Genomic DNA, 26,589 nt, shown 5'->3' with positions numbered 1-26,589 from the left:
ATGATGAAAGCATTAAATAAAATGTTAGGTACACTAATCGTTAGTTTAATGGGGATAATGGTACTAGGATGCTGTTGGCAGGTTGCAACAAGATTTCTCTTAAATAATCCAAGCAAGTATACAGAGGAATTTTTACGCTATGCACTGATTTGGCTAACGATGTTAGGGATGCCTTATGCCTATGGACAAGAAAAACATATTTCTATTAACTTGATAACGAAAACCTTCCAACTAAAAAATCTAATAAAAACAAAAATGATGATTGAAGTGGTTATTCTTATATTAAGTATTTTTGTATTAATTATGGGAGGAACCATGGTAATGCTAAATTCAGTTGGACAAATTTCTCCAGCTATGCAATTACCAATGCCTATTTATTACGCATGTCTTCCAATAAGTGGGGTACTTATGAGCTTTTACTGCCTAGTAAGATTAGTTGGATTTATAAAAGAAATGAAGGAGGAAAACTAGATGGAACTTCAAGTAGCATTAATGCTCGTTACTGTATTCTTCTTGCTCTTAGCATTTAGTGTACCAGTCTCTTTTAGTATTATTATCTCTGCACTCGTATCGATTATTGCATTTTTAACCCCACAATTTGGGATGTTCATTTCAGCACAAAAGTTAGTAGGTGGTATTGATAGCTTTACACTACTAGCTGTACCCTTTTTCATTTTAGCAGGGCTTTTAATGAGTAATGGTGGGATAGCAAAACGTCTTATTAATATGGCTTTATTAGTATTAGGTAAGGTACCAGGTTCTTTAGCCCTTACTAATATTGCTGGGAATGCTATGTTTGGTTCTATTTCAGGCTCAGGTATTGCCGCAGCAACAGCTATGGGAGGTGTACTTCATCCTCTTCAAAAGGAGCACGGTTATGAAGATGCTTATTCAGCAGCTGTAAATATTGCAACGGCACCTGTAGGACAATTAATCCCTCCAACAACGGCATTTATTGTCTTTTCTGCTGCCAGTGGAGGAACTTCCGTAGCAGCTTTATTCATGGCAGGCTGGATTCCAGGTTTGTTATGGTGTGCCTTATGTATGATTGTAGCCTTTATTTATGGTAAAAAGAAAGGCTATGTTATAAAAGGTGAGCATTTAACCACAAAAATTGTTTTAAAAACAATCTGGGATGCTATCCCAAGCTTATTCCTAGTTGTTATTATCATTGGTGGGATTTTATCAGGTTATTTTACACCAACAGAAGCATCAGGTATAGCCGTTGCATATGCGTTTTTCTTATCCGTAGTTGTGTATAAATCTATTAAATTAAGTAAAATCCCAGAGATTTTAAAAGAAGCAGGTGTTATGACGGCTATTGTTATGCTCATCATTGGTGCTTCTTCTGTACTTTCATTTGTTATGTCCTTTACAGGTCTTCCAGAAGCTATCAGTAACCTAGTACTAGGGATTTCCAATAATAAAATTATTATTTTACTTATTATCAATATTTTATTATTAATTGTTGGAACCTTTATGGATATGGCACCTGCCTTACTGATTTTCACACCTATCATTATGCCTATTGTAACAAGTATCGGTATGGATCCTATACAGTTTGGAGTAATGATGGTAATGAATTTATCAGTAGGTACGATTACCCCTCCAGTTGGGAACGTTTTATTCATTGGCTGTAGTGTGGCAAAGCTTCAAGTAGAAGAGGTTATGAAAACCTTAATTCCTTACTTTGTGGCTATCTTTATTGGTCTATTAATGGTTACCTATATTCCAGCTTTAAGTACATGGTTACCAACTGTATTAGGACTTATGGGTTAAGCTGTAGACCACTAGTAATAGGGAGATCGTTGGTATAAGTAACAATATTAAGTGTTTTACGGTATTTTAGGGGAGACAAAGTCATATAGGTTTTAAAGATTTTCTCAAAGTGAGTAAGGCTTTCATAGCCAAGCATTTGCGAGATTTCTGAAACACTAAGCTTAGTCTCCTCTAAAAGCTGTTTAGCCTTTTGAATACGATGAATGTGAATATATTCATTAATGCCATAGCCTGTTACTTCCTTAAAGCTTCTACACAGGTAATATTTGCTAAGAAAGAAGTAGCTTGCTAAGGATTCAAGGGAAAGTGATTCAGTATAATGCTCAGAGATATAATCAGATACAGCATAAATAGTTTGGTATTTGGCACTTGTATTGGAATTTATATCTGCAATTTTGTGTGCTTGATTTTTGCGCATAAATTCAATAAAATACATGATGATTTGCATAGCAATCATGGCATGAGAATGACGTTCTTTAGTATCAAACTCTTGTTTTAATGATTCGTAAAAAGTCATAAATTGCGTTTGTTGTTCTTCATTAAGGTGAAAAACACCATATTGCTCTCTGAAAAACTTTACAAGGTTAATAGTAGGAAAGAGGTTATCTAATTCCTTCATCTTTTGCTTATTAATGTAAAGAATAATCCGATCATGTCCTATATCCTCATCAGAATTTGCCCGAGTCATATGGATGGCATTTTCATTGACTAATATAAGGCTACCGGGTTTGATTTCATAAGCACGGTTATCAAAGAAAAACTGTCTTTTACCTTCTAATAAGTAGAAGATCTCATATTCATTATGAAAGTGTTTCACATTCATATCAAATTTACCTATACGTTGCATGCGTTCTAGTGCAATACCTTCTGTTTCAGCAAAATAAAGTAGTTTATCCAAGAATAGATTCCAGCCTTTCGTTAAATTTTAAAGTCATTATATTTAGTGATAGTATACAAGAAAACAAGATAACTTTCTAGAATAGTATCAGCTAGTTTTAAAAAAGATTGGAGAAAATAAGTATGAAAAAAATAAACCATTCAGTAATCCAAGAAAAATTAGACCGTGTGATTGACAAATTATTAAATTTAGAAGGACCTCAAAATGAAGAGGAATTAGCAAAAAAGGGTGGAGAAGCCATTGGTTACTTTAAAAGAGATTTTGGCATTAAAGAATGGGACTGGCCACAAGGCGTAGGTTTATATGGTCTTTTAAAGGTAATGAAAGCTAAAAAGAATAGTGAATATGAAGCTTTTTTATATGAGTGGTTTAAAGACAATATAGAGATGGGCCTACCCTCTAAGAATATTAATACGACAACCCCTTTACTGACCCTTGCATTGCTTAATGAAACAAAAAAGGATAAAGAGTTTGAAGCGCTTTGTCTCACTTGGGCAGATTGGCTTATGGAGTGTCTTCCAAGAACCAAAGAAGGTGGTTTCCAACATGTAACAAGTGCCAATGGAGATCGCCAAGGTGTACGTCTCAATGAAAATGAGATGTGGATTGATACTATTTTTATGACCGTACTATTTCTTAATAAAATGGGTCAGCTTTATAATCGCCAAGATTGGATTGATGAATCTATTCATCAGGTATTAATGCACATTAAATATTTACATGACAATAAAACCGGCTTATTCTATCATGGTTGGACATTCAATGGACGTAACAACTTTGGAGGTATATTTTGGTGTCGTGGCAATAGCTGGTTTACAGTAGGGATTCTTGAATATTTAGAGTTCTTCCAAGGCAGCTTAAATGCGGGTGTGAAACAAATCATCTTAGATACATACAAAATGCAAGTCAGCACACTTAAAAAATTACAAAGCAAATCTGGTTTATGGCATACGGTATTAGATGATCCTACTAGCTATGAAGAAGTTTCCGGTTCAGCAGCTATTGCAGCAGGTATTTTAAAGGGGATTCGTTTAGGTATTTTAGACGATAGCTATTTAGAATGTGCGCATAAGGCTATTGCTGCCATCCTTCAAAACATTGCAGAAGATGGAACGGTATTAAATGTTTCAGGAGGAACAGGAATGGGTTACAATAAAGAACATTATAAAAATATTTTGATTGCACCCATGGCTTATGGGCAATCTTTAACGATTTTAGCCTTATCAGAAGCACTTGAGCAATAAAAGAAATAATTTTTATAAACTAGGATAATAAGAAGGGAGATGTATAAACTAAGATAAAAATGAGTGTTAGGATAGGGGGAAACAAAATGAATAGAGCAGAAGTAGGAATAGATCAGTATGTAAACTTAAAGCATACGTACATTAAACTTCCTAAAAGTTTGTTTTCAGTACAAGCACCAAGTAAGGTACCGGAGCCTCGGCTTGTCCTATTTAATAGGCATTTAGCAGATAGTTTAGGTTTAGATAAAGCCTTTTTGCAGAGTCAAGAAGGAATACAGTTTCTAGCAGGTAACAAGGCTCCTAGAGAAGCTATCGCACAGGCTTACGCAGGACACCAATTTGGATATTTTACAATGTTAGGTGATGGACGAGCAATACTCTTAGGGGAGTACCAAGCAAAGGATAAGGAAGTCTATGATATTCAACTTAAAGGGGCTGGGAGAACACCTTATTCAAGGGGAGGAGATGGAAAGGCAGCACTAGGGCCTATGTTAAGAGAGTATATTATTAGTGAGGGAATGCATGCTCTTGGGATTCCGACGACAAGAAGCTTAGCAGTTATAACAACAGGTGAAAAGGTCATTCGAGAAGAAGCTTTAGAAGGTGCTAGATTGACGCGTATAGCCAAGAGTCATATACGTGTAGGAACTTTTCAGTATGTAGCAAGGTGGGGAACAGTCAAGGAGCTTAAGGCATTAGCAGATTATACCCTAACAAGACATTTTAAAGAGGGGATGAATGAAGAGAACCCTTACTTCTATTTGTTAAAAAGAGTGATAGAACGCCAAGCCATACTTATTGCAAAATGGCAACTTGTTGGATTCGTACATGGGGTTATGAATACAGATAATATGGCAATTAGTGGAGAAACAATTGACTATGGTCCCTGTGCTTTTATGGATAGTTATGATCTTAAAACTGTTTTTAGTTCTATTGATGAGTATGGGCGCTATGCTTATGAAAATCAACCCCCTATAGCAGCTTGGAACTTAGCAAGATTTGCAGAAACTTTAGTGCCTATTTTACATGCAGACAGGGAGGAGGCCATTCGGTTAGCGGAAATAGCCCTTTCTGATTTTAGGCAGCTTTATAGTAAAAATTGGTATGAGGGCATGAGAGCCAAGCTTGGTTTAGTTCATAAAAAAGAAGAAGATAAAAACTTAATTCAAGAGCTTTTAAAGCTTATGGAAAAATATAAAGCAGACTATACAAATACTTTTTTAAATCTAACTATTAATAATAGAGAAGGTATGGATTGGTTTAAGAATGAGGACTTTAAAAAGTGGTATACTATGTGGCAGAAGCGATTAGATGAGCAAAGAGAGTGTAAAGAGGTTATAAAAAGACTTATGGAAGCCAACAATCCAATGGTTATACCACGTAACCACAGGGTGGAAGAAGCCCTAGAGGCTGCAGCTGAGCAGAAGGATTATAGTGTAATAAAAGCACTTTTAGAAGCTATTACAGCACCTTATGATTATACAAAATATAATGCATACTATACTACTTTGCCAGAAAAAACAGAGAATAAATATAAAACCTATTGTGGTACATGAAAAGTATCCTTTATAGGACGAGGTGCTGTCTTATAAAGGATACTAATAAAAGGATAGCTGATAGATTACATAACTTCATGAGAGGTTTTACAAAAATTGTCAGACAAGAGCAAAGGTTTATTAAGTAAATTTTGCTTTACAACCTTTATATTATAAGTTATAGTATACATAAGATAACAACTAAATAGGAAGTAGATAGAGGTTGCGGTTTTTAAGAGTAAGCTTGTGGAGTTAAGCACATTGAAGCAAGCTGAAAGGAGAAATCGCCGAAGCGATGTAGTTAATGCTTTAGGACTATAACGTTGGGGTTATGTAGAATATATATAACACTGTCACAAATTAAATTTGTGGAGAGCTATCACTAAAGTCGATTTGTTGAATGAGAGGAGTGCCTGAGCGTTAGGCATTTACTTAGTCAGAAATGAAGCCTTGAGTGATTTGCTCAAGGCTTTTTTGTTATCTAAAGATTATAAAAATTAAGAGAGGAATAGGAAAAGATTATGGAAGCAATTGATGTTGGTTGGTTATCGATACTCCCACCTATTATAGCAATCGCACTGGCACTTATAACAAAAGAGGTTATTTCCTCATTGATTGTAGGTATTTTATCAGGGACACTTATTTATGCTTTTAACACAGGGGGAGGCATAGTTAAGGCCATGGATGTTACTTTTTCATTAATGGCTCAGAAATTAGGAGACAATGCACCCATCATTTTATTTTTGGCATTTTTAGGTGCACTTGTGGCTGTTATTACAATGGCAGGGGGTTCAAGAGCTTATGGTGATTGGGCAGGAAATAAAATTAAAACAAAAAAAGGAGCACAACTTGGAACCTTTGTTTTAGGGGGGCTTATATTTATTGATGATTACTTTAACTGCTTAACAATTGGTACAGTTATGAGACCAGTAGTAGATAAGCATAAGATTTCTAGGGCAAAGCTGGCATACATTATCGATGCAACAGCAGCACCTGTTTGTATTATTGCCCCTATTTCATCTTGGGCAGCATCTGTTATTTCAGCAATGGAAGGTTTAGAGGTAAATGGTGTACCACTTAATGGTATGGAAACCTTCATGGCGACAATCCCTTATAATCTTTATGCTATTTTAACTTTAATAATGGTCACTGTACTTTGTGTCACTCCTATTGAATTTGGCGGCATGGCTAAGTTTGAAAAGATGGCACGAGAAGGCAAGGAAATAGCAAATGCAGATACTGAAGAAGACGAGCTTTCTAAAGTGAAAATTTCTTCAAAAGGAAAAGTATATGATCTTATTATTCCTATTTTTGCGCTTATTGTATTTGCAATACTTTCTATGCTTTATGTAGGTGGCTACTTTGAAGGTGGTATGACATTAGCTGAAGGATTTGGTAACACAGATGCAGGACGAGCACTAGCTCTTGCAGGCTTTGGTGCACTCATTGTAGCCTTTCTTCTTTTTGTACCACGCAAACTCATAAGCTTTAAAGAGTTTATGGAAGGTATTGGTATAGGTGTTAAGACCATGGTAGGTGCGTTCATTATTCTTACTTTGGCATGGACTATTAGTGGTGTATGTAGAGAGCTGTTAAATACAGGAGGCTTTGTAGGGGGACTTGTAGCAAATTCACAAATGCCTGCAGCATTTATTCCAGCTAGCGTATTCTTAGTAGCAGGAGGACTTGCTTTTGCAATGGGAACTTCTTGGGGGACCTTCCTACTTTTAATTCCTATTGTAACAACAATCAGTGCAGCAGTAGCACCACAGCTTGTAATAGCAACTCTTGCAGCAACTCTTGCTGGAGCAGTATTTGGTGATCACTGTTCTCCTATTTCAGATACAACTATTCTTTCATCTACAGGAGCAGGGTGTCATCATATAGATCATGTCTCCTCTCAAATTCCCTATGCTTTAGTTGTAGCAGGCTGCTGTTTGGTAGGCTATATTGTCGCAGGTTTTACAGCTAGCTTGTGGATGACATTAGGAAGTTCAATTCTATTATTAGGGGTTACACTTTTCATATTCAATAAGTGGGATAAAGCAAAACAAAAATAGAAGGTAAAAAGTCTTACAATTACTTGGGTTTCAAGGATTGTAGGCTTTTTTTCTTTAAAAGAGGTAGTAAAAAATTTTAGTTAAACAGGAAATAATATATTGACACCTATCTATGTGCTAAGTAATATAATATATAGATAGATATCTATATGTTGTGCAAAGGAGAAATGAGTGTGAAATACAGTTATAGTGAATATGTGCCTTTACTCAAGGCGTTAGCAGATGAAACGAGATTAAAGATCATAGATATGCTTTCTTGCGGTGAGCTTTGTGCATGTAACATACTTGAAAAGCTCAACATTACACAGCCTACGTTATCCTACCATATGAAAATGTTAACACAATGTGAGCTTGTTAGTGCAAGAAAAGATGGGATTTGGATGAAATATAAGTTGAATGAAGCGAAGGTTATAGCGTATAAGCAATTTGTAGAAGAACTTTTATCGCATAAGGAGGATTGCATTTGTAAAGAAAAATGGGAGGGTTGAGGATGTTTACATGGATGAATGAACAGTTACTCCAGATGAAGTGGTTGTATGGCTTGATACAATGGTTTGTTGAAGAGGTGTTTGACCTAAATATTACAACTAGAATAGGAGGAAGCATACACTTCTTTATATATGACACCCTAAAGATTTTCATTTTATTAGGAGTACTCATCTTTATGATTTCTTATATACAAAGTTACTTTCCACCAGAGAAGACGAAAAAGATTTTAGGTAAATTTAATGGGATAAGTGGAAACATCATGGGAGCACTATTAGGAACAGTAACCCCGTTCTGTAGTTGCTCTAGCATTCCCTTGTTTATTGGATTTACACAAGCAGGCTTACCCATAGGAGTAAGTTTCTCATTTCTCATCTCTTCTCCATTGGTAGATTTGGCATCTGTCTTATTATTAGCTAGCATTTTTAACTGGAGTATTGCAATAACTTATGTAGTAGTTGGAATCATCTTAGCTGTAGTAGGGGGGACCATTATCAGTAGGTTAAAGGTAGAAAAGTATATAGAGCCATTTGTATTTGAACATGTAGAGGGGAAAATAGACATTACATTACCAACCTTAACTAAAAAGGACAGATTCAATTATTCCAAAGATCAAGTAAACGAGATTTTTATAAGAGTATGGAAATATGTACTCCTAGGAGTTGGAATAGGGGCACTTATTCATAACTGGGTGCCAGCACCCATTATTTCAGCAGTGCTCGGTCAAGAAAATGTTTTTTCAGTTCTCATTGCAACTCTTGTAGGTGCTCCTATGTATGCCGATATTTTTGGAACCATACCCATATCAGAAGCCTTACTCTATAAGGGAGTGGGACTAGGAACAGTTCTATCATTTATGATGGCAGTAACTACCTTATCTTTACCATCTCTTATTATGCTTAAAAACGTTATTAAGCCAAGGTTACTTGCTCTATTTGTAGGAATTGTTATAGTAGGCATTATCATTATTGGATACGCATTTAATATTTTTTCATTTTTAATGCTCTGAAAAAGAAAGGAGATAGGATGATGCATATTAAAGTTTTTGGAGCTTGTTGCTCAAAATGTACGAGGATGTATGCTTATGCAGAAGAAATTATCAAAGAACAAGGACTGGATGCAACACTTGATAAAGTAACAGACATTAAGGAACAGATGAGATATGGTATTATGAGTTTACCTGCCCTTGTAATTGATGAAAAGGTAGTTTCAGCAGGAAGAATGCTTTCTAAGAAAGACATGGAAACATATATGTGTAAATAATACTACAAAATGATTTGACAAAAAGGAGAATGAAATCGATGCAAAAGTTAAAAGTAGCTTTTATATGTGTTCACAACTCTTGTAGATCACAAATGGCGGAAGCCTTAGGAAAACATTTAGGGAGTGAAATTTTTGAAAGCTATTCAGCAGGTACAGAGCAAAGACCTGAAATTAATCAAGATGCAGTAAGGATTATTAAGGAGCTTTATGGCATAGACATGAATGAAACACAAAAGAGTAAACTCTTAACAGATATACCAGAGGTAGATATTGTGGTTACAATGGGATGTAATGTAGAATGTCCTAGTTTACCCTGTCGCTATAGAGAAGATTGGGGCTTAAGTGATCCGTCAGGAAAAGAAGATGCAGAATTCATAAAGACAGCACAGCTTATTGAAAAAAAGGTTTTAGATTTAAAGACTAGGATAGAGTCAGGTGTATTTAAATAAAACGAAATAAGTAGTTGATTGAAAAGGCATAGATAAAGTTTACTTATCTATGCCTTTTAATTGGTATGAATTTCCTCTCATTTGCACAAAATAGCTTTACAACGGAGAAGTGGGAGGAATAATGGATGAGAAAGCTAGAGCGAACATTCATACAGGGTTTGATGATGCTATCCTTTATAGTATGTCTGGTTATAGGGGGAAGACGTATAGCTATTGAAGGTCAAGAGCAAGGTGTGCGTATTGGTATTCGTTATGAAGATATTTTAAATATGTCACAAGAGAAGGATCAAGAAATTGGTGATTTGCTCATTCAGTTCAAAGAAGCAGGGGCTACAACTTTATTTATAAAAGAAAACACCTTATTACCTCAAGGGAAAGGCTCTTTAGATAATGAAGCAAAGCAGGGGCATATAAGGGTGTTAGCAGGTTATGAAGAAGCAAACATTTCAAAAGCCATACCACAGATAAAGGCACCTTTTATTTATATTGTGGTAAAAGAACCGGCTATCGCTGAACGAATAAAAGGACATTTAACTCATAAAGGAATTCCTAATAGAAGCTTTAACGTAGAGGATGAAACTTATATTGAGGTACGCGATGAAAGTAGTTTAACAACCATTGGTGTAGGTTTTCCAGAAGAAGGGATTCAGGTAGGTGCAAACCTGGGGTATGAAATTTGCTTAGGGCTTAGAGCTTGGCCAAAGGGATTAGAGGAAACAGCCGCCTATATAGTCTCAGAAATCAACAAACTTCCTTCTATAGGACCTTTGTATTTCTTAGAAGATAGGATTTCGGATTATGATTCACCTGAGCTTATCAAGTTAGTAGCTGAAAAAGGGGTGTTTTTTAGAGAATTCCTAGCTCATAAGCAAAAAGGATTTATTGCCTTGGTAAAAAGTGTTTATAATCATACGGGTACTTATCCTGTTGTTCGAGAATTTGGAGATGATAACCTTAAGAGCTTTTCTACATTAGATACATTGAATCGCTATAAATTAGCACTTAAGGAAAGGAAAGACCGTGCTTTTTTATTTAACCTACCTCAGCAGGAGCGAATGGCAATTCAGGATGAAGAAAGTTTGTTAGAGCTTATAACTTCATTTAAAAAAGAAGCAGAAAAAGCAGGCTATGAGGTAGGAGTTACTCAGCAGTATGATGAACTGAAACCAGGGGCTAGAACAGTTAGCACAGATATTCTAGTGAGTTTTATAGCTGGATTAGGTGCCATTGGTTTTTTTGTATTACTAATGGATGATTTTAATAGAAGAGGGCTGGGCTATGGACTGGCTATAGTGGGAATAATCGGTTATAGTCTTATACTTTATACGAGATGGGGATTAGGACTTAAGTTAATGGCTTTATTTGGGGCTATTATTTGTCCTGTTTATGCGGTTGTAACAGAGGTGAAACCTCAAAAACGTGATTATATTCAGGGAATAGGGGCATTACTTAAAATCTGCCTTATCTCCTTTGGTGGAGGTTTAACGATTATTGGAACTCTTTCAAGGACAAGTTATAGTTTAGGCATTGACCTTTTTAGTGGAGTAAAGCTTGCCTATCTTTTGCCTATACTAGGTATTGTACTGATTTTATTTTATAAATACCATGAGGAAGAGAAGCACTCTATAAGAGAGCTTATGCAATGCAAGGTGACGTATTTAGCGCTCATTATCATGGGTATATTAACACTTTTCTTTTTGATTTATGCCATTCGGAGTGGCAATAGTGCAGAGGTACCCCACTTTGAAAAAATCATCCGTGATACGCTTACCAAATGCTTAGGTGTTAGACCACGTACAAAAGAATTTTTAATTGGTTATCCCTTCCTATTGCTGGTTTTGTGTTGGGGTTACCAAGATAAGTATTTACCTTTAGTAGCATTAGGAGCCATAGGTCCAGTTTCATTAGTCAACACCTATGCTCATATTCATACGCCACTTCTTATTTCCCTATTACGTAGTAGTTATGGTATAATTCTAGGGATAGCTATAGGACTTGTTTTACTTGTTCTTACTAATTGGGTTATTTCTTACTTTCAAAAACACTATCCCTGTCACAAAGAGTGATAAGGTTTTAAGAAATGGGAGGCAACATGGATAAAAAACAATGTGAAAAAATAGTAATTATGGATATTCCAGTTTGTAATGTTACAATGAGAGAGGCAATTGGTCAAATTCAGCAGTTTACAAAAGGAGACAAAGTGCACTTAGTTTTTACACCTAATCCTGAAATTATTATGACTGCTAGAGAAAATGAACGACTTTCTTCTATATTAAATAAAGCAGACTTAGTAGTACCAGATGGGATAGGTGTAGTGATTGCATCTAAGTTTTTAAGAGGAAATACACTGAAAGAACGTGTAGCAGGTTATGACATGGTACAAAATACCATGAAAGAGGCTGTTTCTAATGGTTATAAATATTATTTTTTAGGGAGTAAGCCAGGTATTGCCAATAAGGCAGCAGAAGAAATGAGAAAGCTTTATCCAGGTATTCAAATCGTAGGTACTCATGATGGTTATTTTAAACCTGAGGAGAGTGAGAGGATTATAGAGGCTATTAATGCTTCGGGTGCCAACATTCTTTTAGTTGCATTAGGAGCACCTAAACAAGAAATTTGGATAGAAGAAAATAAAGATAAATTAACCCACATACGCGTTGCTATAGGGGTAGGTGGTAGTCTCGATGTAATGGCTGGAGTTGTTAAAAGGGCACCTTTTATTTATCAAAAGCTAGGCCTTGAATGGTTTTATCGTCTTGTGAAAGAACCTAGTCGTTTTGGAAGGATGTTAGTCTTGCCAAAGTTTCTTCTCTATGTTTTATTACGTAAATAATAGAGAAAGTACTTAAAAAAACGGAAAAAGATTAGATAAATTGTCTATAAGGCGGGTTTATGTCAATTAATTACTAAAATAGGCTATAAAATCTATAGAAAATACTACGTAAAGATGGTTTTTTAGAGGTACCCTATAAAGGTGTAAAGGGAGTTTGGGACTATTATCCAAAACAGGTAAAAGCTTTTTATAAAAATAGTCAATAGTTTGGCGAAGTCAAATATAGTATAGTAAATTAAGTCCAACGAGATAATAATTAATTCCAAACTAAGGGGGAAAATCTTATGGCAGGCTTAAAATTAAAAAACATTGTAAAAAAATACTCTAATGGTTTCGTAGCGGTTAAAGACTTTAACTTAGATATTGAAGACAAAGAATTTATCATTTTCGTAGGTCCTTCAGGCTGTGGTAAGTCAACAACGCTTCGTATGATCGCTGGTCTTGAGGAAATTTCTTCTGGTGAATTATGGATTGGTGACAAGCTTTGTAACGATGTGGCACCTAAAGATCGTGATATCGCGATGGTATTCCAAAACTATGCGTTATATCCACATATGACTGTATATGACAACATGGCATTTGGTTTAAAACTTCGTAAGACTCCAAAAGAAGAAATCGACCGTCGTGTACGTGAAGCAGCTAAAATCCTTGACATTGACCAATGCTTAGATCGTAAACCAAAAGCATTATCAGGTGGTCAAAGACAACGTGTTGCTATGGGTCGTGCAATCGTTCGTGAGCCAAAAGTATTCTTAATGGACGAACCTTTATCAAACCTTGATGCAAAACTTCGTGTGCAAATGAGAACAGAAATTTCTAAAATGCACCATAGATTACAAACAACATTTATCTATGTTACACATGACCAAATCGAAGCGATGACACTTGGTACACGTATCGTAGTATTAAAAGATGGTGTAATCCAACAAGTAGATTCACCAAGTAAATTATTTAGTGAACCACAAAACCTTTTCGTAGCTGGATTCATCGGTTCACCACAAATGAATATGATTGAAGCTAAAGTTGTGAAGAGAGGAGAAGGTCTTGCGCTTACCTTTGGTTCAGTAGAAGTACCAGTAGTTCCTGAAAAAGCTAAGAAATTAGCTCCTTACGTAGGCAAAGATGTTATGATGGGTATCCGTCCTGGCGATATCGCTGAGCCTTCAACTTTATTTGAAGAACAAAAACCAAATTATGCTTATGCAACAGCAACTGTAGAAGTAGTTGAAATGCTTGGTGCAGAAAAGAACTACTACATGGTTTGCGAAGGCAACAACATCACAGGTTGCTTCCCAGCATCTTGTACAGCTGTAGTAGATGATAAAGTGGATATTGCAATTGATATAACAAAAATCCACGCATTTGATTTAGAAACACAAAAGACAATTACAAACTAGTGATTGCTTAATGAATAGAGACAAAAGCCATAGGATACTTTAATATCCTATGGCTTTTTTGTAAGAAAGAAGAGATTACTGTAAGGTTTTTTTCATTTAAGCTTTTTTTTTGAACTATTATAGGATAAAATAGAAGGTAAGATAAAATAGTTATATCATTTGAATTTAGGAGCTGATAGATATGATTTCCAATCAAATTTTACAAAGTACAATAGACGGACTAAAAAATATTACACGCCGTGATTTTTGCATTATTGATGCAGAGTCAAAAATCGTTGTTTCTACAATTAGCAATAATGTAGGAGAATATGTACCACAAGTAGAAGCCTTTATTAATTCTCAAGCGGATAGCCAAGAGATGCAAGGCTCTCATTATTTCAAAATTTATGATGAATATTTAGTAGAGTATGTTTTATCAGTAAGTGGGGTAGATGATGAAGCTTATAAATTAGGTAAAATTGTAACCTTCCAAATTAAAAGTTTACTAGTAGCTTATAAGGAACGTTTTGATCGCGATAATTTTATCAAAAATCTTCTTTTAGATAACTTACTTTTAGTAGATATTTATACACGTGCAAAAAAACTTCATATTAAAAATAATGTACGTCGTGTTGTTTTTCTTATTGAATGTGATGATAAAAAAGATAACAATGTTTCAGATATCCTTCGTAATATTTTCCCAGACAAAACAAGAGATTTTGTAACAGCTGTAGATGAAAAGAACATGATTTTAGTAAAAGAAGTGATGTCAGATGATTCTGCTGAAATAGAAGGTTACGCAAAGATGATTTATGATACCTTAAGTGCAGAAGCTATGAGCAAGGTTTATGTAGCAGTAGGTGCAGCTGTTAATGACTTAAAAGATGTATCTAACTCTTACAAAGAAGCTACAATGGCTCTTGAAGTAGGTAAAATCTTTAACTGCGAAGGGCATATTTCACATTATGCAAAACTGGGAATTGGTCGTATTATTTACCAATTGCCACTTTCACTTTGCAAGCTTTTTATCAAAGAGGTATTAAAGGACAAGCGTGTAGATAGCTTTGACGAAGAAACCTTAACAACTGTTAACAAATTCTTTGAAAACAGTTTAAATGTGTCTGAAACTTCAAGACAACTTTATATTCACAGAAATACTCTTGTGTATCGTTTAGATAAATTATTAAAAACAACAGGTCTAGACCTTCGTCAATTTGACGATGCCATTGTATTTAAGATTACAATTATGGTAAGTCAATATATGGATTATATGGAGAGACAAAGTCAAAATAGAATGTAGAAACTTGGTGGATAGCATATGATTTACTTACAAAATGTATCAAAGGTTTATTCCAATGGGGCAGTGGGGTTAAATAATACAAACCTAAGTATCGAGAAGGGAGAATTTGTATTTATTACTGGGAATAGTGGCTCAGGGAAGTCCACCTTATTAAAACTTCTTTTAAAGGAAATTGAACCGACCCATGGTAAGATTATCATTAATAATAAAGATGTAACCAAGCTAAAACCAAAGCAAATTCCTTATCTAAGAAGAGATATAGGGATTGTTTTTCAAGACTTTAGGTTGCTTCCTAATAAAACGGTTTATGAAAATGTGGCCTTTGCCATGCAAATTGTAGGGGCAAGTGGGAGAGATATTCGTAAAAATGTCCCTATTGTGCTAGGGCTTGTTGGTCTTGCCCGAAAAGCAAGGTGTTATCCTAATGAGCTTTCGGGGGGGGAACAGCAGCGAACAGCCCTAGCACGTGCTATTGTCAACAATAGCCCTATTCTCATTGCAGATGAGCCTACAGGGAACTTAGACCCTGCTACGTCTTGGGAAATTATGAACTGCTTACAAGATATCAATAAAAGGGGAGTGACTATTGTCATGGCAACACATGAGCGTGAGATTGTTAACTCCCTTAAAAAGAGGGTCATAGAGATTAGAGAAGGCAATATAGTGAAGGATATACAAGAAGGAGGCTATGACGATGAAATGGAATACTCTCAAGTATTTATTTAAAGAGGGTATTATAAGCTTATGGAAAAATAGAATCATGGCGTTAGCTTCTGCAGGCACTATTGTACTTTGTTTATTGATATTAGGTGTTTCCTATGCTTTAGGAAGCAACATAGATACCATCTTGAAACAGGTAGAAACAAAGTTCGGTATTACCGCTTATGTAAAGGATGGAGTAGAAGAACAACGTATTTTAACCATTCAGCAAGAGCTTAATAACATTCCACATATTACCCATATAGAATATATTTCAAAGGAAGAAGCACTTAAGATTTTTAGTGATGACAGTGAAAGTGATACCTTATTTGAAGATTTTCAAAAAGATAATCCTCTTCCTGCATCCTTTGAACTTACGGTTGAAAGTATAGAATTTCAAGATCAAGTAGCAGAGAGTTTAAAAAAATATAGTGAGTTAGAAATTGTCTATTTGCAAAAGGAAACAGATATTTTTATGAAGCTTAATCATACAGTGAATTATGTTTCATGGGGGATAAGTGTTTGCCTAATTATTATTGGTTTACTGTTAATGGCCAACACCATTAAGTTAACAGTTTATATTAGACGAAAAGAAATTAATATTATGAAATATATAGGTGCCACAGACTGGTTTATTCGTTTACCATTTCTGATAGAAGGAATTGTCATTGGTTTTATAGGTTCCCTTGTTTCAATTGTATGTATAATTCTACTTTATAATAGTGTTCATGAGTTTATGATAACTCATCTATTAAGCTTATTAAATGGTTTCCATCTATTAGAAGTAAAAGAAATCATGAGAGAACTTATTCCTATTTACTTAAGTATAGGCATTGGTATCGGATTAATAGGTAGTGGCGTTTCTGTACATAAACATTTGAAGGTGTAGGAGGTAAATATGAGGAAAAAACTAGCTTTATTTTTGAGTTTTTTATTAATACTCACCCCTCTGTATGCTTCTAGTTTATCAAGTAAAAAAAATGAGTTAAGTAATACGCAAAAGGAAATAAAAGAAACTAAAAATAGCCTTGCTTTAACAGAAGAAAAAAAGAAGCAAATTAAAGAAGAAATTAAGAAGGTAGATACCCAGATTGTAGGCATTCAAGATAAAATTGATCAATTAGAAGTACAGTTAGCAGAAAAGGAAGAGGCTATTGAAAAGAGTGAGGCAGCACTGGAAGTAGCTACTGAAAAAAAAGAAGAGCAGTATGAGGATACCAAAAAGCGAATGGTACAAATGTACAAAAATCGCAAAATAGGGTATTTGCAAATTGTTTTTTCTTCAGGAAGCTTTTGGGAAGCGCTTAATCGCGTAGAATATATTAAACGTATTTCAGAAAAAGATAATAATACATTAGTGAGCTATGAAGAGCAAATACGGGTAATCGATGAGCAAAAAAAGCTTATTGAAGAAGAAAAGGTTGAGCTAGATACACTTTTTGAAGAGCAAGTAAGTCGTAAGCATGAACTGCAAGCTGCTAGAGAAGAAAAGGATAAAGCTATTAGCCAGCTAGCAGGTGAAGAAGATAAACTCAAGGCTCAGATTAAAGAGATGGAAGAAGAGTCTAAGAAGTTAGAAGCAGAGATAAAAAGGTTAACAGCTGCAAGTAACCTGAAATATGCAGGAGGAAAATTTGGGTGGCCAGTACCAGGTTTTTATCAATTAAGTTCACAGTACAATTCAAGAACAAGTCCTATTTCTGGACTTAGAGAATTTCATACAGGGATAGATATTCCTGCTTCCTATGGCTCACCTGTAGTAGCTGCTGCTGATGGAGTCGTTATTACTTCAGGTTGGATAAATGGTTACGGTTATACGATCATGATTAATCATGGAAGTGGTTTAGTAAGTCTTTACGGACACAACTCTTCCTTGGTAGTTCAAAAGGGTGATACAGTGAAAAAAGGACAAACTGTTGCTAAAATAGGGAGCACAGGGTATTCTACAGGTAATCATTGCCATTTTGAAGTACGTGTAAATGGTGCACATACAAGTCCTTGGAATTATCTTAGTAAAAAATAAGATTTTGGGTAAACTAACAGTATAAGAACATACATAAAAGAAGTAACTAATATATTATTATAGAGTTGCTTCTTTTTAAATGTTTAAGTATTGCTTGCTAAAGAAAAAAGGAATACAATGATAAAAAAATAATGGGCACATAAGGAGAGAGACCTTTGAAAATAAAAAAGATAATAGGGATTTTAACAGGGATGGTCGTAAGCGTAAGTGTAATGGGAACAATTGTTGGTTGCAATTTAGAACGTTTTACGGCTCCTCAGTATTCAAGAAGTAAGATGAATCAACTGAATAAGTATTTAGACTATAGCTTTTTAGGTGATATGGATCAGCAAAAGATCATGGATAGTTTGTATGCAGGTTATGTAAGTGGCTTAGAGGATCCAAGTACAGTTTATTTAAATGAAGAGGAATATGCGGCAGAAAAAATCTTTGAAAAAGGACAATATATAGGAACAGGTATATTTTTTACTTGGGGTATAAGTGGGAATGAAATTATAGTTACACAAGTATTAGAGAACTCACCTGCTGAAAAAGCAGGGATTAAGGTAGGGGATAAAATTATCCAAATTGATGAGATAGGTGTGCGAATGGCTAATCAAGTAGGGCTTTATGAAAAGTTAGCTTATACAGGTAGCCAAAAGGTAACTTATGTCATACAAGATAATTCAGGTAAAGAGAGTCGAACAGTAGAACTTGTTTCAGAGGTGATCCATATTCCGGGTTTAAAGACTGAGATTTTAGAGGGAAATAGAGGCTACATAGAAATGAAGACTATTACCCCAGATACCAGTGAGGAATTAGCAGAGGCCTTAAAAAGTTTTAAAGAAAAGCAAGTTAAAGATGTGATTTTAGATGTCCGCTATCTTACCAGTAGGAATCTTGAAGAAATTGTAGAGATTTGCGACTTGTTTATAGAAGATCAGCTTCTTTTCAAAGTACAAGACAAAACAGGTAACTTTAAAGAGTATAAAGGAAATGCAGGAATAAGTTATGATGGAAAAGTCGTTCTATTAGTAAATGAGGGAACAAGTGGTACTGTAGAGGCCATGGTAAGTACTTTAAAAGAAGTAAAGAAAATGCCAGTCGTAGGGAGTATTACCAGTGGAAATGGTGTGGTAACACAGTGTATAGATTTAAAAGATAAGACGGGGGTTCGTGTTACAACGGGTATTATTTACAGTATAAGTGAAGTCAGCCTAAAAGGTAAGGGCATTGCACCTGATATTGCTATAAAAAACACTGTTGAATCAGCTGTTGAGCTGATGACAAGTGGTGAAATATCTCTTAAAAATGATGCACAGCTTATGAAAGCTTTGGAGCAATTTTAAGCTTTAAAGGAAAAAACTGATAAGGATAAGAATGTTAAAATAAGGCACACTAAAAACAGTCACACATTTATAAAGGAGGTAGCATTGATGAAAAAAAATAGCTTTTTTCGAGGTGCTGCTATAGGTTTTTTATTGTCAACAATAGTATTGGTGGGAGCAGGTTTCATTGATAAGTACTATTATGTAGATAAAAAATTATTAGCGATAGAAGCAGTTATTAATGATTATTTTGTAGGCGAAGTTAATAAGGATAAGATGCAGGAAGGGATTTATAAAGGATTTGTAGCAGGAGTAGGGGATGTTTACACCAATTACTACACTTCAGAAGAATATGCAAGCTTTAAAGAAAAATCAAGTGGTGTCTATGCAGGGATAGGTGTACAGATGACAGTTGATGCTACTGACAATACCATTGTAGTAACAGAGGTATTTGAAAACTCTCCAGCTAAAGAAGTAGGCATTTTGCCAAAGGATAAAATTATTAAGGCAGAAGGTCAGACCATTACTGGGGATGATTTTGAAAATGTCCCTAAAATGATTAAAGGACCACCAGATACAACCGTTAATGTTAGCGTTTATAGGCCTTCAGAGCAAAAGGTTTATGATTTAGTGCTTACTCGTAAAAATATAACGTATCCTTCTGTAAGTTCTCGTATGTTAGAAAAACATATTGGTTACATCAAAATTACTCAGTTCGAAGAGTTAACCCATGAACAATTTGTAAAAGCTTTAAATGACCTGGAAAAAGAAAAAGCAAAAGGTATAGTTCTCGACCTTCGTAATAATCCAGGAGGGTTATTGCAAGTTACGACTAAAATTGTAGATGAACTTATACCAAAGGGACTTATTGTTTCCACAAAAGACAAAAATGGTAAGGTAGAAGAAATTTATGCAGATGATACCTACAATGCTATCCCTATCGTTGTTTTGGTAAATGGAGATAGTGCTAGTGCTTCAGAGGTGCTTTCAGGTGCACTTAAGGATCATAAACGTGCGCAGCTTGTAGGTGAAACCACATTTGGCAAAGGGGTTGTTCAAAGCATTGTACCCCTTACAGATGGTTCAGCCCTTAAGCTTACCACAGCTAAATATTTCACACCAAGCGGTGTGTGTATCCAAGGTATTGGGATTGAACCAAACTATAAAGTTAGCTTAACTACCAATGCACTTACAAAAGGCAAGCTAGAAGATAAAGAAGATACTCAACTCCAAAAAGCTATAGAGGTTGTAAAAAAAGAAATCAAATAGGAGGATGAGATGGAAAATAAATTAAAAAGATGGATAATGGGATGTTTTATAGGGATAGGTATTAGTTTTGTAATGAATAGAGTAGGAGGCCCATGGCCTCTTACTTTTAATTTATTTTGGTTACTCCCCATTAGTCTCATAGCTGGAGCTTTTCAAAGTAGGTGGTACTGTTTGGCATACAGTGTTCCTATTTTATATGGGGTTTATAACATAAGTAGTTATTTAGGGCTACCTAGCAAATGGTTTATAGTGCCTTATAGGCAGCTTATACTCTTAGTAGGATTATTACATATGGCAGAAGGGATAATGGCTTATTGGGAGGCACCCAAAGCTATAGTGCCTGTTAAGGGGTACAAAGGAAAAGAAAAAGTAGAGGGATACCAAACTTATTTAAGTTGGCTAGTCCCTCTTTTTTTATTTTCTTATAAACTTTTATTTATTCCTATGTTTATGGTATATAGTGATGATACAACTTCATTAAAACCAGTTAAGAAGTTTAAGTTCATGGGAGGATGCATTTTTTTATATGGTGCATGTATGACTTGCCTAGGTTGGATTTTAGTAAAAAAGAATCTCAGATTAGAGGTTGCACTTCTTTTCATGCCACTTTTGCATGAAATACTAACACTTATTCATTATAAAATAGAATAATATAGAAAATTTAATTTATTTTAAGTTGGCAGATAAAAAACATAGGATTATAATGAAGGAGAAGGAATGTTTGTAATTAATAGATAGAAAACTATGGGTAAACAGCACAGGAGGAGGAGAAAGGGATGACAAAACAAAGGCTAATAAGAAAAATTTTAACATGTATCATTAGGGAACAAAAACAGAAGTTTATTTGGCAGTTTGGGGTTTTGGGGAGAGCTATTGGACCTGCACTTATTGTGGAGGCTATAATAGGTATTTTTTTTGGAGAGCTGATACGTCATCCTCAAAACTTCTTAGTGAGTGTGTTTATTAAATTACTAGTACTTATGCCAATCGGTTTTATACAGGGTTTTATTTCTTGGGGGGTTTATAAGGAGCTACTTATCAAAGAAGTGTGGGATAAAAGTATGAAATGGCGCTATATTTTTTCAGAAGGTGTATTAGGTTGGGGACTTTTGTGTTGGATAGTTCTTTTTGATATATATCATTTTAGTGCTATTGCAGAAGGAGTTAGTTTCATTTTATTTATATTATGTGGAATAGGTTTTGGGGCAATGATGCGAATGACCTGGAACATTAAAGAGGTTCAAAAACTAGCTAATGACCTTAAAAAAGAGGGAAAAAGAGTAGCTTAAATAGAGAAATAAAGAAAGCTAAGTAAGAATTCATAAATTCTTACTTAGCTTTTTGGTGTAGAAAATTGATATGAGTTTAAAAATATTGTTAATAATGATTTTTTAAAAAATATACATTGACAGGTGAGGTATATATGAGTATCATATAAAATGTAAAATACTTCACTAGGTGAGGTATGTATAAAGTTAAAATAAATAATAATTGAATATAGTATAAGCAACAATAAGATGCATAGTAGGAAAAATAAAGAAGAGAAGTTGTCTTATGAAGTGTTTGTGTAGAATATGACGAATAAGCAGGAGGGATCAAATGAAGGGCTCATCAGAAAAAAGAAAAGTCAAAAAGAAGATATATGGTTTATTTTTGCTATTAGCTCTAGTTAGTATAGGGTGCTTTCTTATACTATTTTATAAGCTACCACAGAAAAAACAAATAGGGGAAGTTACATTAGAGATGAATAAAAAGCAACCAATAGAAAATGCACCTAAGGTGTTGGAAGAAAATAAAGTGATGAACTCCAAAGAGCAGCTTACAGCGTCAGAACCACAAACTGTCTTTAGATTTTATGAAAAGCAAGCAAAAGAAAAGCTACTTACAATGAGTTTAGAAGAGAAGGTAGGACAGCTTTTTTTAGCTAGATGTCCAGATGTAGGAGCTATTGAGCAAATAAAGAATCTAAAACCAGCTGGTTATGTGCTTTTTAGTCGTGATTTTAAAGATAAGACAAAGGAAGAAGTAATAAATACAATAAATGCTTATCAGGAAGCAAGTACCCTGCCCATGCTGATGGCGGTAGATGAGGAAGGAGGAAGTGTTGTGCGTATTAGCAGTAATCCACAGCTTGCCAAAGCACCTTTTAAATCACCACAGGCTTTGGAACAAGAAGGGGGGCTAGAAGCTATAAGACAAGATGCAGTTGCTAAGGCAAAGCTTCTTAAGGAGCTAGGGATTAGTCTTAATTTAGCACCAGTAGCAGATGTGACTAATGAGCCAAGTGCCTATATGTATGGGAGAGCCTTTGGTAAACAGGCATTAGAAACAGCAGAATACGTAGTAACTGTTGTAAAAGCTATGCAAAAGGCAAAGCTTGCTAGCACACTTAAGCATTTCCCAGGGTATGGAAGTAATGGAGATACCCATACGGATTTAGTAAGAGATACAAGACCTTTAAGAAGTTTTAAGGAAGTTGATCTTATTCCTTTTCAAAAAGGAATTGAACAAGGAGTAGAGAGCATATTAGTTTCTCACTCTATTGTAGAAGCAATGGATAGTGAATATCCAGCGTCTTTATCTTCTAAGGTACATAAGCTTTTAAGAGAGGAATTAGGCTTTACAGGTGTGATTATGACGGATGATTTAGCAATGGAAGCCATTTCCCTTTTTTCAGGAGAGATACACCCAGCAGTGTTGGCACTTCAAGCAGGCAATGATTTAATCCTTATTTCTGATTTAGAAGAGAGCTGTGCAGCAGTGTTAGCAGCTGTAAAGCACGGAGAGATAGAGGAAGCACTTATTGATGAAGCTGTAAGTCGTACTTTGGCATGGAAGTATAAGATGGAAATTATAAAATAGAGAAAGAGTAAGGGATTATGCAAATTATATTAAAATACTTGATAAAATCTATTACAGAAAAGAAAATGCGTACTTTTTTGGTAGTATTAGCTGTAGCTTTAGCAGGAGCTCTCTATTTAGCCTCTACAGCCTTATCTGCTTCAGTGGTTCAGATGCAAACAGATAAAATAAGGGAGACAGGAGGAAATGTAGAGATTCATATCTATGCAGGCAAAAAGATGGATACAAATCTCCTTAGTATGCATCCTGCACAGCAGCTAGAAGCTCTAGCAGACTATATTATTCCAGTGATTACAGGAAATGGGCTTTATGAAAAAAAAGACAAGGGCTATGATACGATTCAGTTAACAGGAATAGAACTTGAAGATTATATTAAAATGAATAAACTTGTCTTAAAACAACAGCTTTCAGGGGCAACCTTTGATGATAGAAGTCTTATTATCAGTCAAAAGACAGCTGAGAAATATAAGCTTCAAGTAGGGGATAGCTTTGAAATGCGAATTGGGGAGAAAAAAAGAAAGCTAGTGATTTATGGCATAGCTTATCCACAGGGACTATTTGGTAGTGAAACAGAAGAGGCAAAGGGATTAATGCGTTTTAGTGCTCTTAGCCAGTTCTTTGGAACGGAGCAAAAGCCTACTCTTATCTATATGAAGTCAGCTGCAGAAAAGATAACGATTGATGAGTTAATTGAGAAGCTAAGAGTAGCTTATCCTAAGGCAGAGGTAAAAGAGTTTGTTGATAGGAAGGATCTAGAAGAAAGCATTTCTTGGATTGCACAGCCCCTTCTCATGATGACTGTACTAGTTACTTTTATGAGTATCTATATTGTGCATTCTTCCTTTAAGGTAATTACCCTTGAAAAGCTTCCAGTAATAGGTACCTTTCGAAGTATAGGAGCAAGCAAACGCATGGTAAATAGGGTACTGCTTCTAGAAAGTATAGGCTATGGTATTATTGGTGGGATTTGCGCTATTTTACTAGGTTTTTTAATTCTTTTCCTAATGCTTCAATTTTTATCAACAGGGGAGCTAGAGGGTGCTAAAAAGATAAAAATGGAGGTTGGGGGAGTAAGATGCTTTATTACTTTCTGCTTTTCCCTTTTAGTTAGTGTAATAAGTAGTATGCTTCCTATTTTAAAGGTAGGGAAAATACCCGTTAAAGATATTGTGCTAGGTAATGGAGGCGGATATAAAAAGAAAAAGGTGAGAAAAAGTATAATAGGGACGGTAAGCTTATTCATAAGCATAGGGGTACTTCAACTAACTAACGGACAAAATATGATGATTTTATCATCACTCTCTCTCACCTTTCTGATTATAGGAGTTATCAACCTTTTACCAACCTTAGTAAGGTGGACTTCTTATACTTTACAAGGGATTTTTGAAGTTGTCTTTGGAAATATAGGGGTTTTAGCAGTAAGAAATATTAAAGCTAATAAAAATATGTTAAATAGTATTACCCTCATTACCTTAGGTGTGTCAATGCTTCTCTTTATTGTAAATATTAGTATCAATGTACAAGTAGAAGTCTTAAATTTCTATGACCAGACCTTCCAGTCCGATATGGTAGTATGGATGGAAAACATGGATAAAGGAGCGGCAAGAGCTTTAGAAAGTGAAAAAGGGGTAGAAGATGTAGTCCCTGTTTATGAGCAAGCAGCTATTAAAGTGCAGGAGTGGGAAGCAGAAATCTGGTGGGTAGAAGGTATAACTGGTCCTGAGTATGATAGGCATGTACAACTAGACTATATGGGAAAAAAGGAGGAATTACTAGGGAAGATTAATGAAGATCGATACCTAATTCTTACAAAGATCCTTAAAGATCGTTATGGTGTCAAGGAAGGAGATAAATTAAGCATTGCTACACCAAAGGGAAACCGTATTTACACAGTACTTGGCTTTATGAATACTTTTATGAACAATGGCAACTATGCCCTTATGAGTGAAAAATATTTAAAGCTCGATATGAATAAGAGATATTATGACAATGCTTACCTACTTACTAGTGACGATGAAGAGGAAGCTTTAAATAAATTGCAAAAAAAATATGAAAATCGTTATTTAAGTGGACGTTTGATCCGTTCCATGAAACAGAGTAACAAAGAGAGTAATGACCAAATGATGATGATGATGGTAGCTTTTTCAATATTAGCTGTTATCATTGGAATTGTAGGGATTGTTAACAATCTATTTATTAGCTTTATTGAGAGAAAGCAAAACCTAGCTGTTTTGCGTTCAATTGGTATGAGTAAGCGGCAAATCATGCAAATGGTATTTTTAGAAGCATTAGCCTTAGGGATACTGGGGGCAATTATTGGCATCGTTACAGGATGGGGCATGTTTAAGATTTCGCCTTATATATTAGAAGGTATGCAATGTCCAATACCTATGCATTTTATAAAAAGTGTACTATGGCTATATGTAATAGGGGCAATAGGTGTGACAATTATGGCTTCTATTACACCTGCAAGTAAGTCTTCAAAGTTCAATATTATTGAAGCTATTAAATATGAATAAGTGAGGGAAGTAAATGGAAAATGTAATAGAAACGCAAAACCTATGTAAGAGCTATGCATTAGGAAATGCAACAGTAGAGATCTTAAAAGATATCAATTTAGAAATTAAAAAAGGAAGCTTTTACTCTATTATGGGGCCTTCTGGTTCAGGTAAGAGTACTCTTCTTTATCTTTTAGGGGGATTAGATACACCTACATCAGGAAAGATTTTAATTAATGGTAAAGAAATGAGTAAGATGAAAGATGAGGAAGAGAGTAAAATGCGACGAAGTGATATTGGTTTTGTATTTCAGTTTTATAACCTAATTCCAAATCTAAATGTAGAAGAAAATATTATGCTACCTATTTTGTTAGACGGTAAAAAGATGAAAGCACATCAAGAGGATTTAGAAGCAATACTTGAAATAGTAGGGCTTAAGGAAAGACGAAAACATACACCTAGGGAATTATCTGGTGGGCAGCAACAACGAGTGGCTATAGCCAGAGCTCTTATTAATCAGCCAGATATTATTTTTGCAGATGAACCTATTGGGAATCTAGATAGTAAGACAGGGATAGAGATTATGGAGCTTTTACAACGTATTAATAAAGAACAAGATAAAACCATTATTCAAGTGACACATTCCAAGGAAGCAGCAGAGTATGGCACCCATCTTATCAAGGTAAGAGATGGGTACATTTGTTAAGA

24 protein-coding genes and 1 riboswitch are annotated in these 26,589 nt (G+C 35.0%); of the genes, 23 read left to right on the top strand and 1 reads right to left on the bottom strand.

The genetic code is table 11. The features are described from left to right. Positions 1-471 (top strand): TRAP transporter small permease, encoded by a 471-nt coding sequence (locus tag CS063_RS06190; RefSeq protein ID WP_099448825.1) that lies wholly within the window; start codon positions 1-3, stop codon positions 469-471. Next, on the top strand, positions 472-1,779 hold the full coding sequence (locus tag CS063_RS06185) for a TRAP transporter large permease (protein ID WP_099448824.1): 1,308 nt from the start codon (positions 472-474) through the stop codon (positions 1,777-1,779). On the opposite strand, the gene CS063_RS06180 is transcribed toward CS063_RS06185, so the two are convergent. Next, entirely contained in the window at positions 1,769-2,677 is a 909-nt protein-coding gene (locus CS063_RS06180; RefSeq protein WP_099448823.1) for a helix-turn-helix transcriptional regulator, read from the bottom strand. The two genes, CS063_RS06185 and CS063_RS06180, sit on opposite strands and share 11 nt — an antisense overlap. Positions 2,678-2,799: 122 nt before the next feature. Between CS063_RS06180 and CS063_RS06175 the strand changes: the two genes are divergently transcribed. The 21 genes from CS063_RS06175 to CS063_RS06075 all read left to right on the top strand — a co-directional run bounded on the left by CS063_RS06175 (position 2,800) and on the right by CS063_RS06075 (position 26,587). Continuing rightward, positions 2,800-3,921 carry a glycoside hydrolase family 88/105 protein gene (locus CS063_RS06175; RefSeq protein ID WP_099448822.1) on the top strand — a complete coding sequence of 374 codons (1,122 nt, stop codon included), beginning with the start codon at positions 2,800-2,802 and terminating at the stop codon, positions 3,919-3,921. 86 nt (positions 3,922-4,007) lie between these two features. Beyond that, positions 4,008-5,477: a protein adenylyltransferase SelO gene (locus tag CS063_RS06170; protein ID WP_099448821.1), complete on the top strand. Its 1,470-nt coding sequence runs from the start codon at positions 4,008-4,010 to the stop codon at positions 5,475-5,477. A 188-nt stretch (positions 5,478-5,665) separates the two neighbouring features. Further along, positions 5,666-5,843, top strand: a riboswitch (Lysine riboswitch). 134 nt (positions 5,844-5,977) lie between these two features. Beyond that, on the top strand, positions 5,978-7,516 hold the full coding sequence (locus CS063_RS06165) for a Na+/H+ antiporter NhaC family protein (RefSeq protein ID WP_099448820.1): 1,539 nt from the start codon (positions 5,978-5,980) through the stop codon (positions 7,514-7,516). 173 nt (positions 7,517-7,689) lie between these two features. Further along, complete coding sequence (locus CS063_RS06160) at positions 7,690-8,004, top strand: ArsR/SmtB family transcription factor (protein WP_099448819.1); 315 nt, start codon at positions 7,690-7,692, stop codon at positions 8,002-8,004. Between the two features lie 2 nt (positions 8,005-8,006). Next, a complete protein-coding gene (locus CS063_RS06155) occupies positions 8,007-9,011 on the top strand; it encodes a permease (protein ID WP_330400985.1) in 1,005 nt (334 codons plus the stop codon). A 17-nt stretch (positions 9,012-9,028) separates the two neighbouring features. After that, on the top strand, positions 9,029-9,265 hold the full coding sequence (locus CS063_RS06150; protein WP_308415440.1) for a thioredoxin family protein: 237 nt from the start codon (positions 9,029-9,031) through the stop codon (positions 9,263-9,265). Positions 9,266-9,303: 38 nt separating this feature from the next. Beyond that, positions 9,304-9,714 (top strand): arsenate reductase ArsC, encoded by a 411-nt coding sequence (locus CS063_RS06145; protein WP_099448817.1) that lies wholly within the window; start codon positions 9,304-9,306, stop codon positions 9,712-9,714. A 125-nt stretch (positions 9,715-9,839) separates the two neighbouring features. Then, the gene (locus tag CS063_RS06140) at positions 9,840-11,780 is read left to right on the top strand and encodes a DUF5693 family protein (RefSeq protein ID WP_099448816.1); all 1,941 of its coding nucleotides are present in this window, start codon (positions 9,840-9,842) and stop codon (positions 11,778-11,780) included. A gap of 26 nt (positions 11,781-11,806) precedes the next feature. After that, positions 11,807-12,547, top strand: coding sequence for a WecB/TagA/CpsF family glycosyltransferase (locus CS063_RS06135; protein WP_099448815.1), 741 nt, complete (start codon positions 11,807-11,809; stop codon positions 12,545-12,547). 284 nt (positions 12,548-12,831) lie between these two features. Continuing rightward, positions 12,832-13,944, top strand: a complete 1,113-nt coding sequence (locus CS063_RS06130; protein WP_099448814.1) for an ABC transporter ATP-binding protein — start codon at positions 12,832-12,834, stop codon at positions 13,942-13,944. A gap of 181 nt (positions 13,945-14,125) precedes the next feature. Continuing rightward, the gene (locus CS063_RS06125) at positions 14,126-15,223 is read left to right on the top strand and encodes a PucR family transcriptional regulator (RefSeq protein ID WP_099448813.1); all 1,098 of its coding nucleotides are present in this window, start codon (positions 14,126-14,128) and stop codon (positions 15,221-15,223) included. A gap of 18 nt (positions 15,224-15,241) precedes the next feature. After that, positions 15,242-15,949, top strand: a complete 708-nt coding sequence (gene ftsE / locus CS063_RS06120) for a cell division ATP-binding protein FtsE (protein ID WP_099448812.1) — start codon at positions 15,242-15,244, stop codon at positions 15,947-15,949. Next, positions 15,918-16,811, top strand: a complete 894-nt coding sequence (gene ftsX / locus CS063_RS06115; protein ID WP_180270709.1) for a permease-like cell division protein FtsX — start codon at positions 15,918-15,920, stop codon at positions 16,809-16,811. The genes ftsE and ftsX overlap by 32 nt, the downstream gene beginning before the upstream one ends. A 9-nt stretch (positions 16,812-16,820) precedes the next feature. After that, positions 16,821-17,945 (top strand): murein hydrolase activator EnvC family protein, encoded by a 1,125-nt coding sequence (locus CS063_RS06110; RefSeq protein ID WP_099448810.1) that lies wholly within the window; start codon positions 16,821-16,823, stop codon positions 17,943-17,945. 155 nt (positions 17,946-18,100) lie between these two features. Beyond that, on the top strand, positions 18,101-19,273 hold the full coding sequence (locus tag CS063_RS06105) for a S41 family peptidase (protein ID WP_099448809.1): 1,173 nt from the start codon (positions 18,101-18,103) through the stop codon (positions 19,271-19,273). An 87-nt stretch (positions 19,274-19,360) separates the two neighbouring features. Then, entirely contained in the window at positions 19,361-20,521 is a 1,161-nt protein-coding gene (locus tag CS063_RS06100; protein WP_099448808.1) for a S41 family peptidase, read from the top strand. A gap of 9 nt (positions 20,522-20,530) precedes the next feature. Further along, positions 20,531-21,172, top strand: a complete 642-nt coding sequence (locus tag CS063_RS06095; protein ID WP_099448807.1) for a hypothetical protein — start codon at positions 20,531-20,533, stop codon at positions 21,170-21,172. 125 nt (positions 21,173-21,297) lie between these two features. Beyond that, a complete protein-coding gene (locus CS063_RS06090) occupies positions 21,298-21,810 on the top strand; it encodes a hypothetical protein (RefSeq protein WP_099448806.1) in 513 nt (170 codons plus the stop codon). A 310-nt stretch (positions 21,811-22,120) separates the two neighbouring features. Beyond that, on the top strand, positions 22,121-23,383 hold the full coding sequence (locus tag CS063_RS06085; protein WP_099448805.1) for a glycoside hydrolase family 3 protein: 1,263 nt from the start codon (positions 22,121-22,123) through the stop codon (positions 23,381-23,383). A 17-nt stretch (positions 23,384-23,400) separates the two neighbouring features. Continuing rightward, entirely contained in the window at positions 23,401-25,902 is a 2,502-nt protein-coding gene (locus tag CS063_RS06080; protein WP_099448804.1) for an ABC transporter permease, read from the top strand. Between the two features lie 13 nt (positions 25,903-25,915). Continuing rightward, positions 25,916-26,587 carry an ABC transporter ATP-binding protein gene (locus tag CS063_RS06075; protein ID WP_099448803.1) on the top strand — a complete coding sequence of 224 codons (672 nt, stop codon included), beginning with the start codon at positions 25,916-25,918 and terminating at the stop codon, positions 26,585-26,587. Positions 26,588-26,589 lie beyond the last annotated feature (2 nt).

It is taken from the genome of Sporanaerobium hydrogeniformans (assembly GCF_002735925.1).
GTDB lineage: Bacteria > Bacillota > Clostridia > Lachnospirales > Cellulosilyticaceae > Sporanaerobium > Sporanaerobium hydrogeniformans.
The sequence above is the reverse complement of the archived record's forward strand: the minus strand, read 5'-3'. Positions and strand labels throughout refer to the sequence as shown.

Bases quoted from the DNA above. Each gene is read 5' to 3' on its own strand.
- CS063_RS06140 (WP_099448816.1), top strand. From the start codon at position 9,840: ATGAGAAAGCTAGAGCGAACATTCATACAGGGTTTGATGATGCTATCC.
- CS063_RS06085 (WP_099448805.1), top strand. From the start codon at position 22,121: ATGAAGGGCTCATCAGAAAAAAGAAAAGTCAAAAAGAAGATATATGGT.
- CS063_RS06090 (WP_099448806.1), top strand. From the start codon at position 21,298: ATGACAAAACAAAGGCTAATAAGAAAAATTTTAACATGTATCATTAGG.
- CS063_RS06130 (WP_099448814.1), top strand. From the start codon at position 12,832: ATGGCAGGCTTAAAATTAAAAAACATTGTAAAAAAATACTCTAATGGT.
- CS063_RS06155 (WP_330400985.1), top strand. From the start codon at position 8,007: ATGTTTACATGGATGAATGAACAGTTACTCCAGATGAAGTGGTTGTAT.
- CS063_RS06170 (WP_099448821.1), top strand. From the start codon at position 4,008: ATGAATAGAGCAGAAGTAGGAATAGATCAGTATGTAAACTTAAAGCAT.
- CS063_RS06125 (WP_099448813.1), top strand. From the start codon at position 14,126: ATGATTTCCAATCAAATTTTACAAAGTACAATAGACGGACTAAAAAAT.
- CS063_RS06075 (WP_099448803.1), top strand. From the start codon at position 25,916: ATGGAAAATGTAATAGAAACGCAAAACCTATGTAAGAGCTATGCATTA.
- CS063_RS06190 (WP_099448825.1), top strand. From the start codon at position 1: ATGATGAAAGCATTAAATAAAATGTTAGGTACACTAATCGTTAGTTTA.
- CS063_RS06185 (WP_099448824.1), top strand. From the start codon at position 472: ATGGAACTTCAAGTAGCATTAATGCTCGTTACTGTATTCTTCTTGCTC.
- CS063_RS06110 (WP_099448810.1), top strand. From the start codon at position 16,821: ATGAGGAAAAAACTAGCTTTATTTTTGAGTTTTTTATTAATACTCACC.
- CS063_RS06150 (WP_308415440.1), top strand. From the start codon at position 9,029: ATGATGCATATTAAAGTTTTTGGAGCTTGTTGCTCAAAATGTACGAGG.
- CS063_RS06080 (WP_099448804.1), top strand. From the start codon at position 23,401: ATGCAAATTATATTAAAATACTTGATAAAATCTATTACAGAAAAGAAA.
- ftsE (WP_099448812.1), top strand. From the start codon at position 15,242: ATGATTTACTTACAAAATGTATCAAAGGTTTATTCCAATGGGGCAGTG.
- CS063_RS06135 (WP_099448815.1), top strand. From the start codon at position 11,807: ATGGATAAAAAACAATGTGAAAAAATAGTAATTATGGATATTCCAGTT.
- CS063_RS06145 (WP_099448817.1), top strand. From the start codon at position 9,304: ATGCAAAAGTTAAAAGTAGCTTTTATATGTGTTCACAACTCTTGTAGA.
- CS063_RS06165 (WP_099448820.1), top strand. From the start codon at position 5,978: ATGGAAGCAATTGATGTTGGTTGGTTATCGATACTCCCACCTATTATA.
- ftsX (WP_180270709.1), top strand. From the start codon at position 15,918: ATGAAATGGAATACTCTCAAGTATTTATTTAAAGAGGGTATTATAAGC.
- CS063_RS06095 (WP_099448807.1), top strand. From the start codon at position 20,531: ATGGAAAATAAATTAAAAAGATGGATAATGGGATGTTTTATAGGGATA.
- CS063_RS06175 (WP_099448822.1), top strand. From the start codon at position 2,800: ATGAAAAAAATAAACCATTCAGTAATCCAAGAAAAATTAGACCGTGTG.
- CS063_RS06100 (WP_099448808.1), top strand. From the start codon at position 19,361: ATGAAAAAAAATAGCTTTTTTCGAGGTGCTGCTATAGGTTTTTTATTG.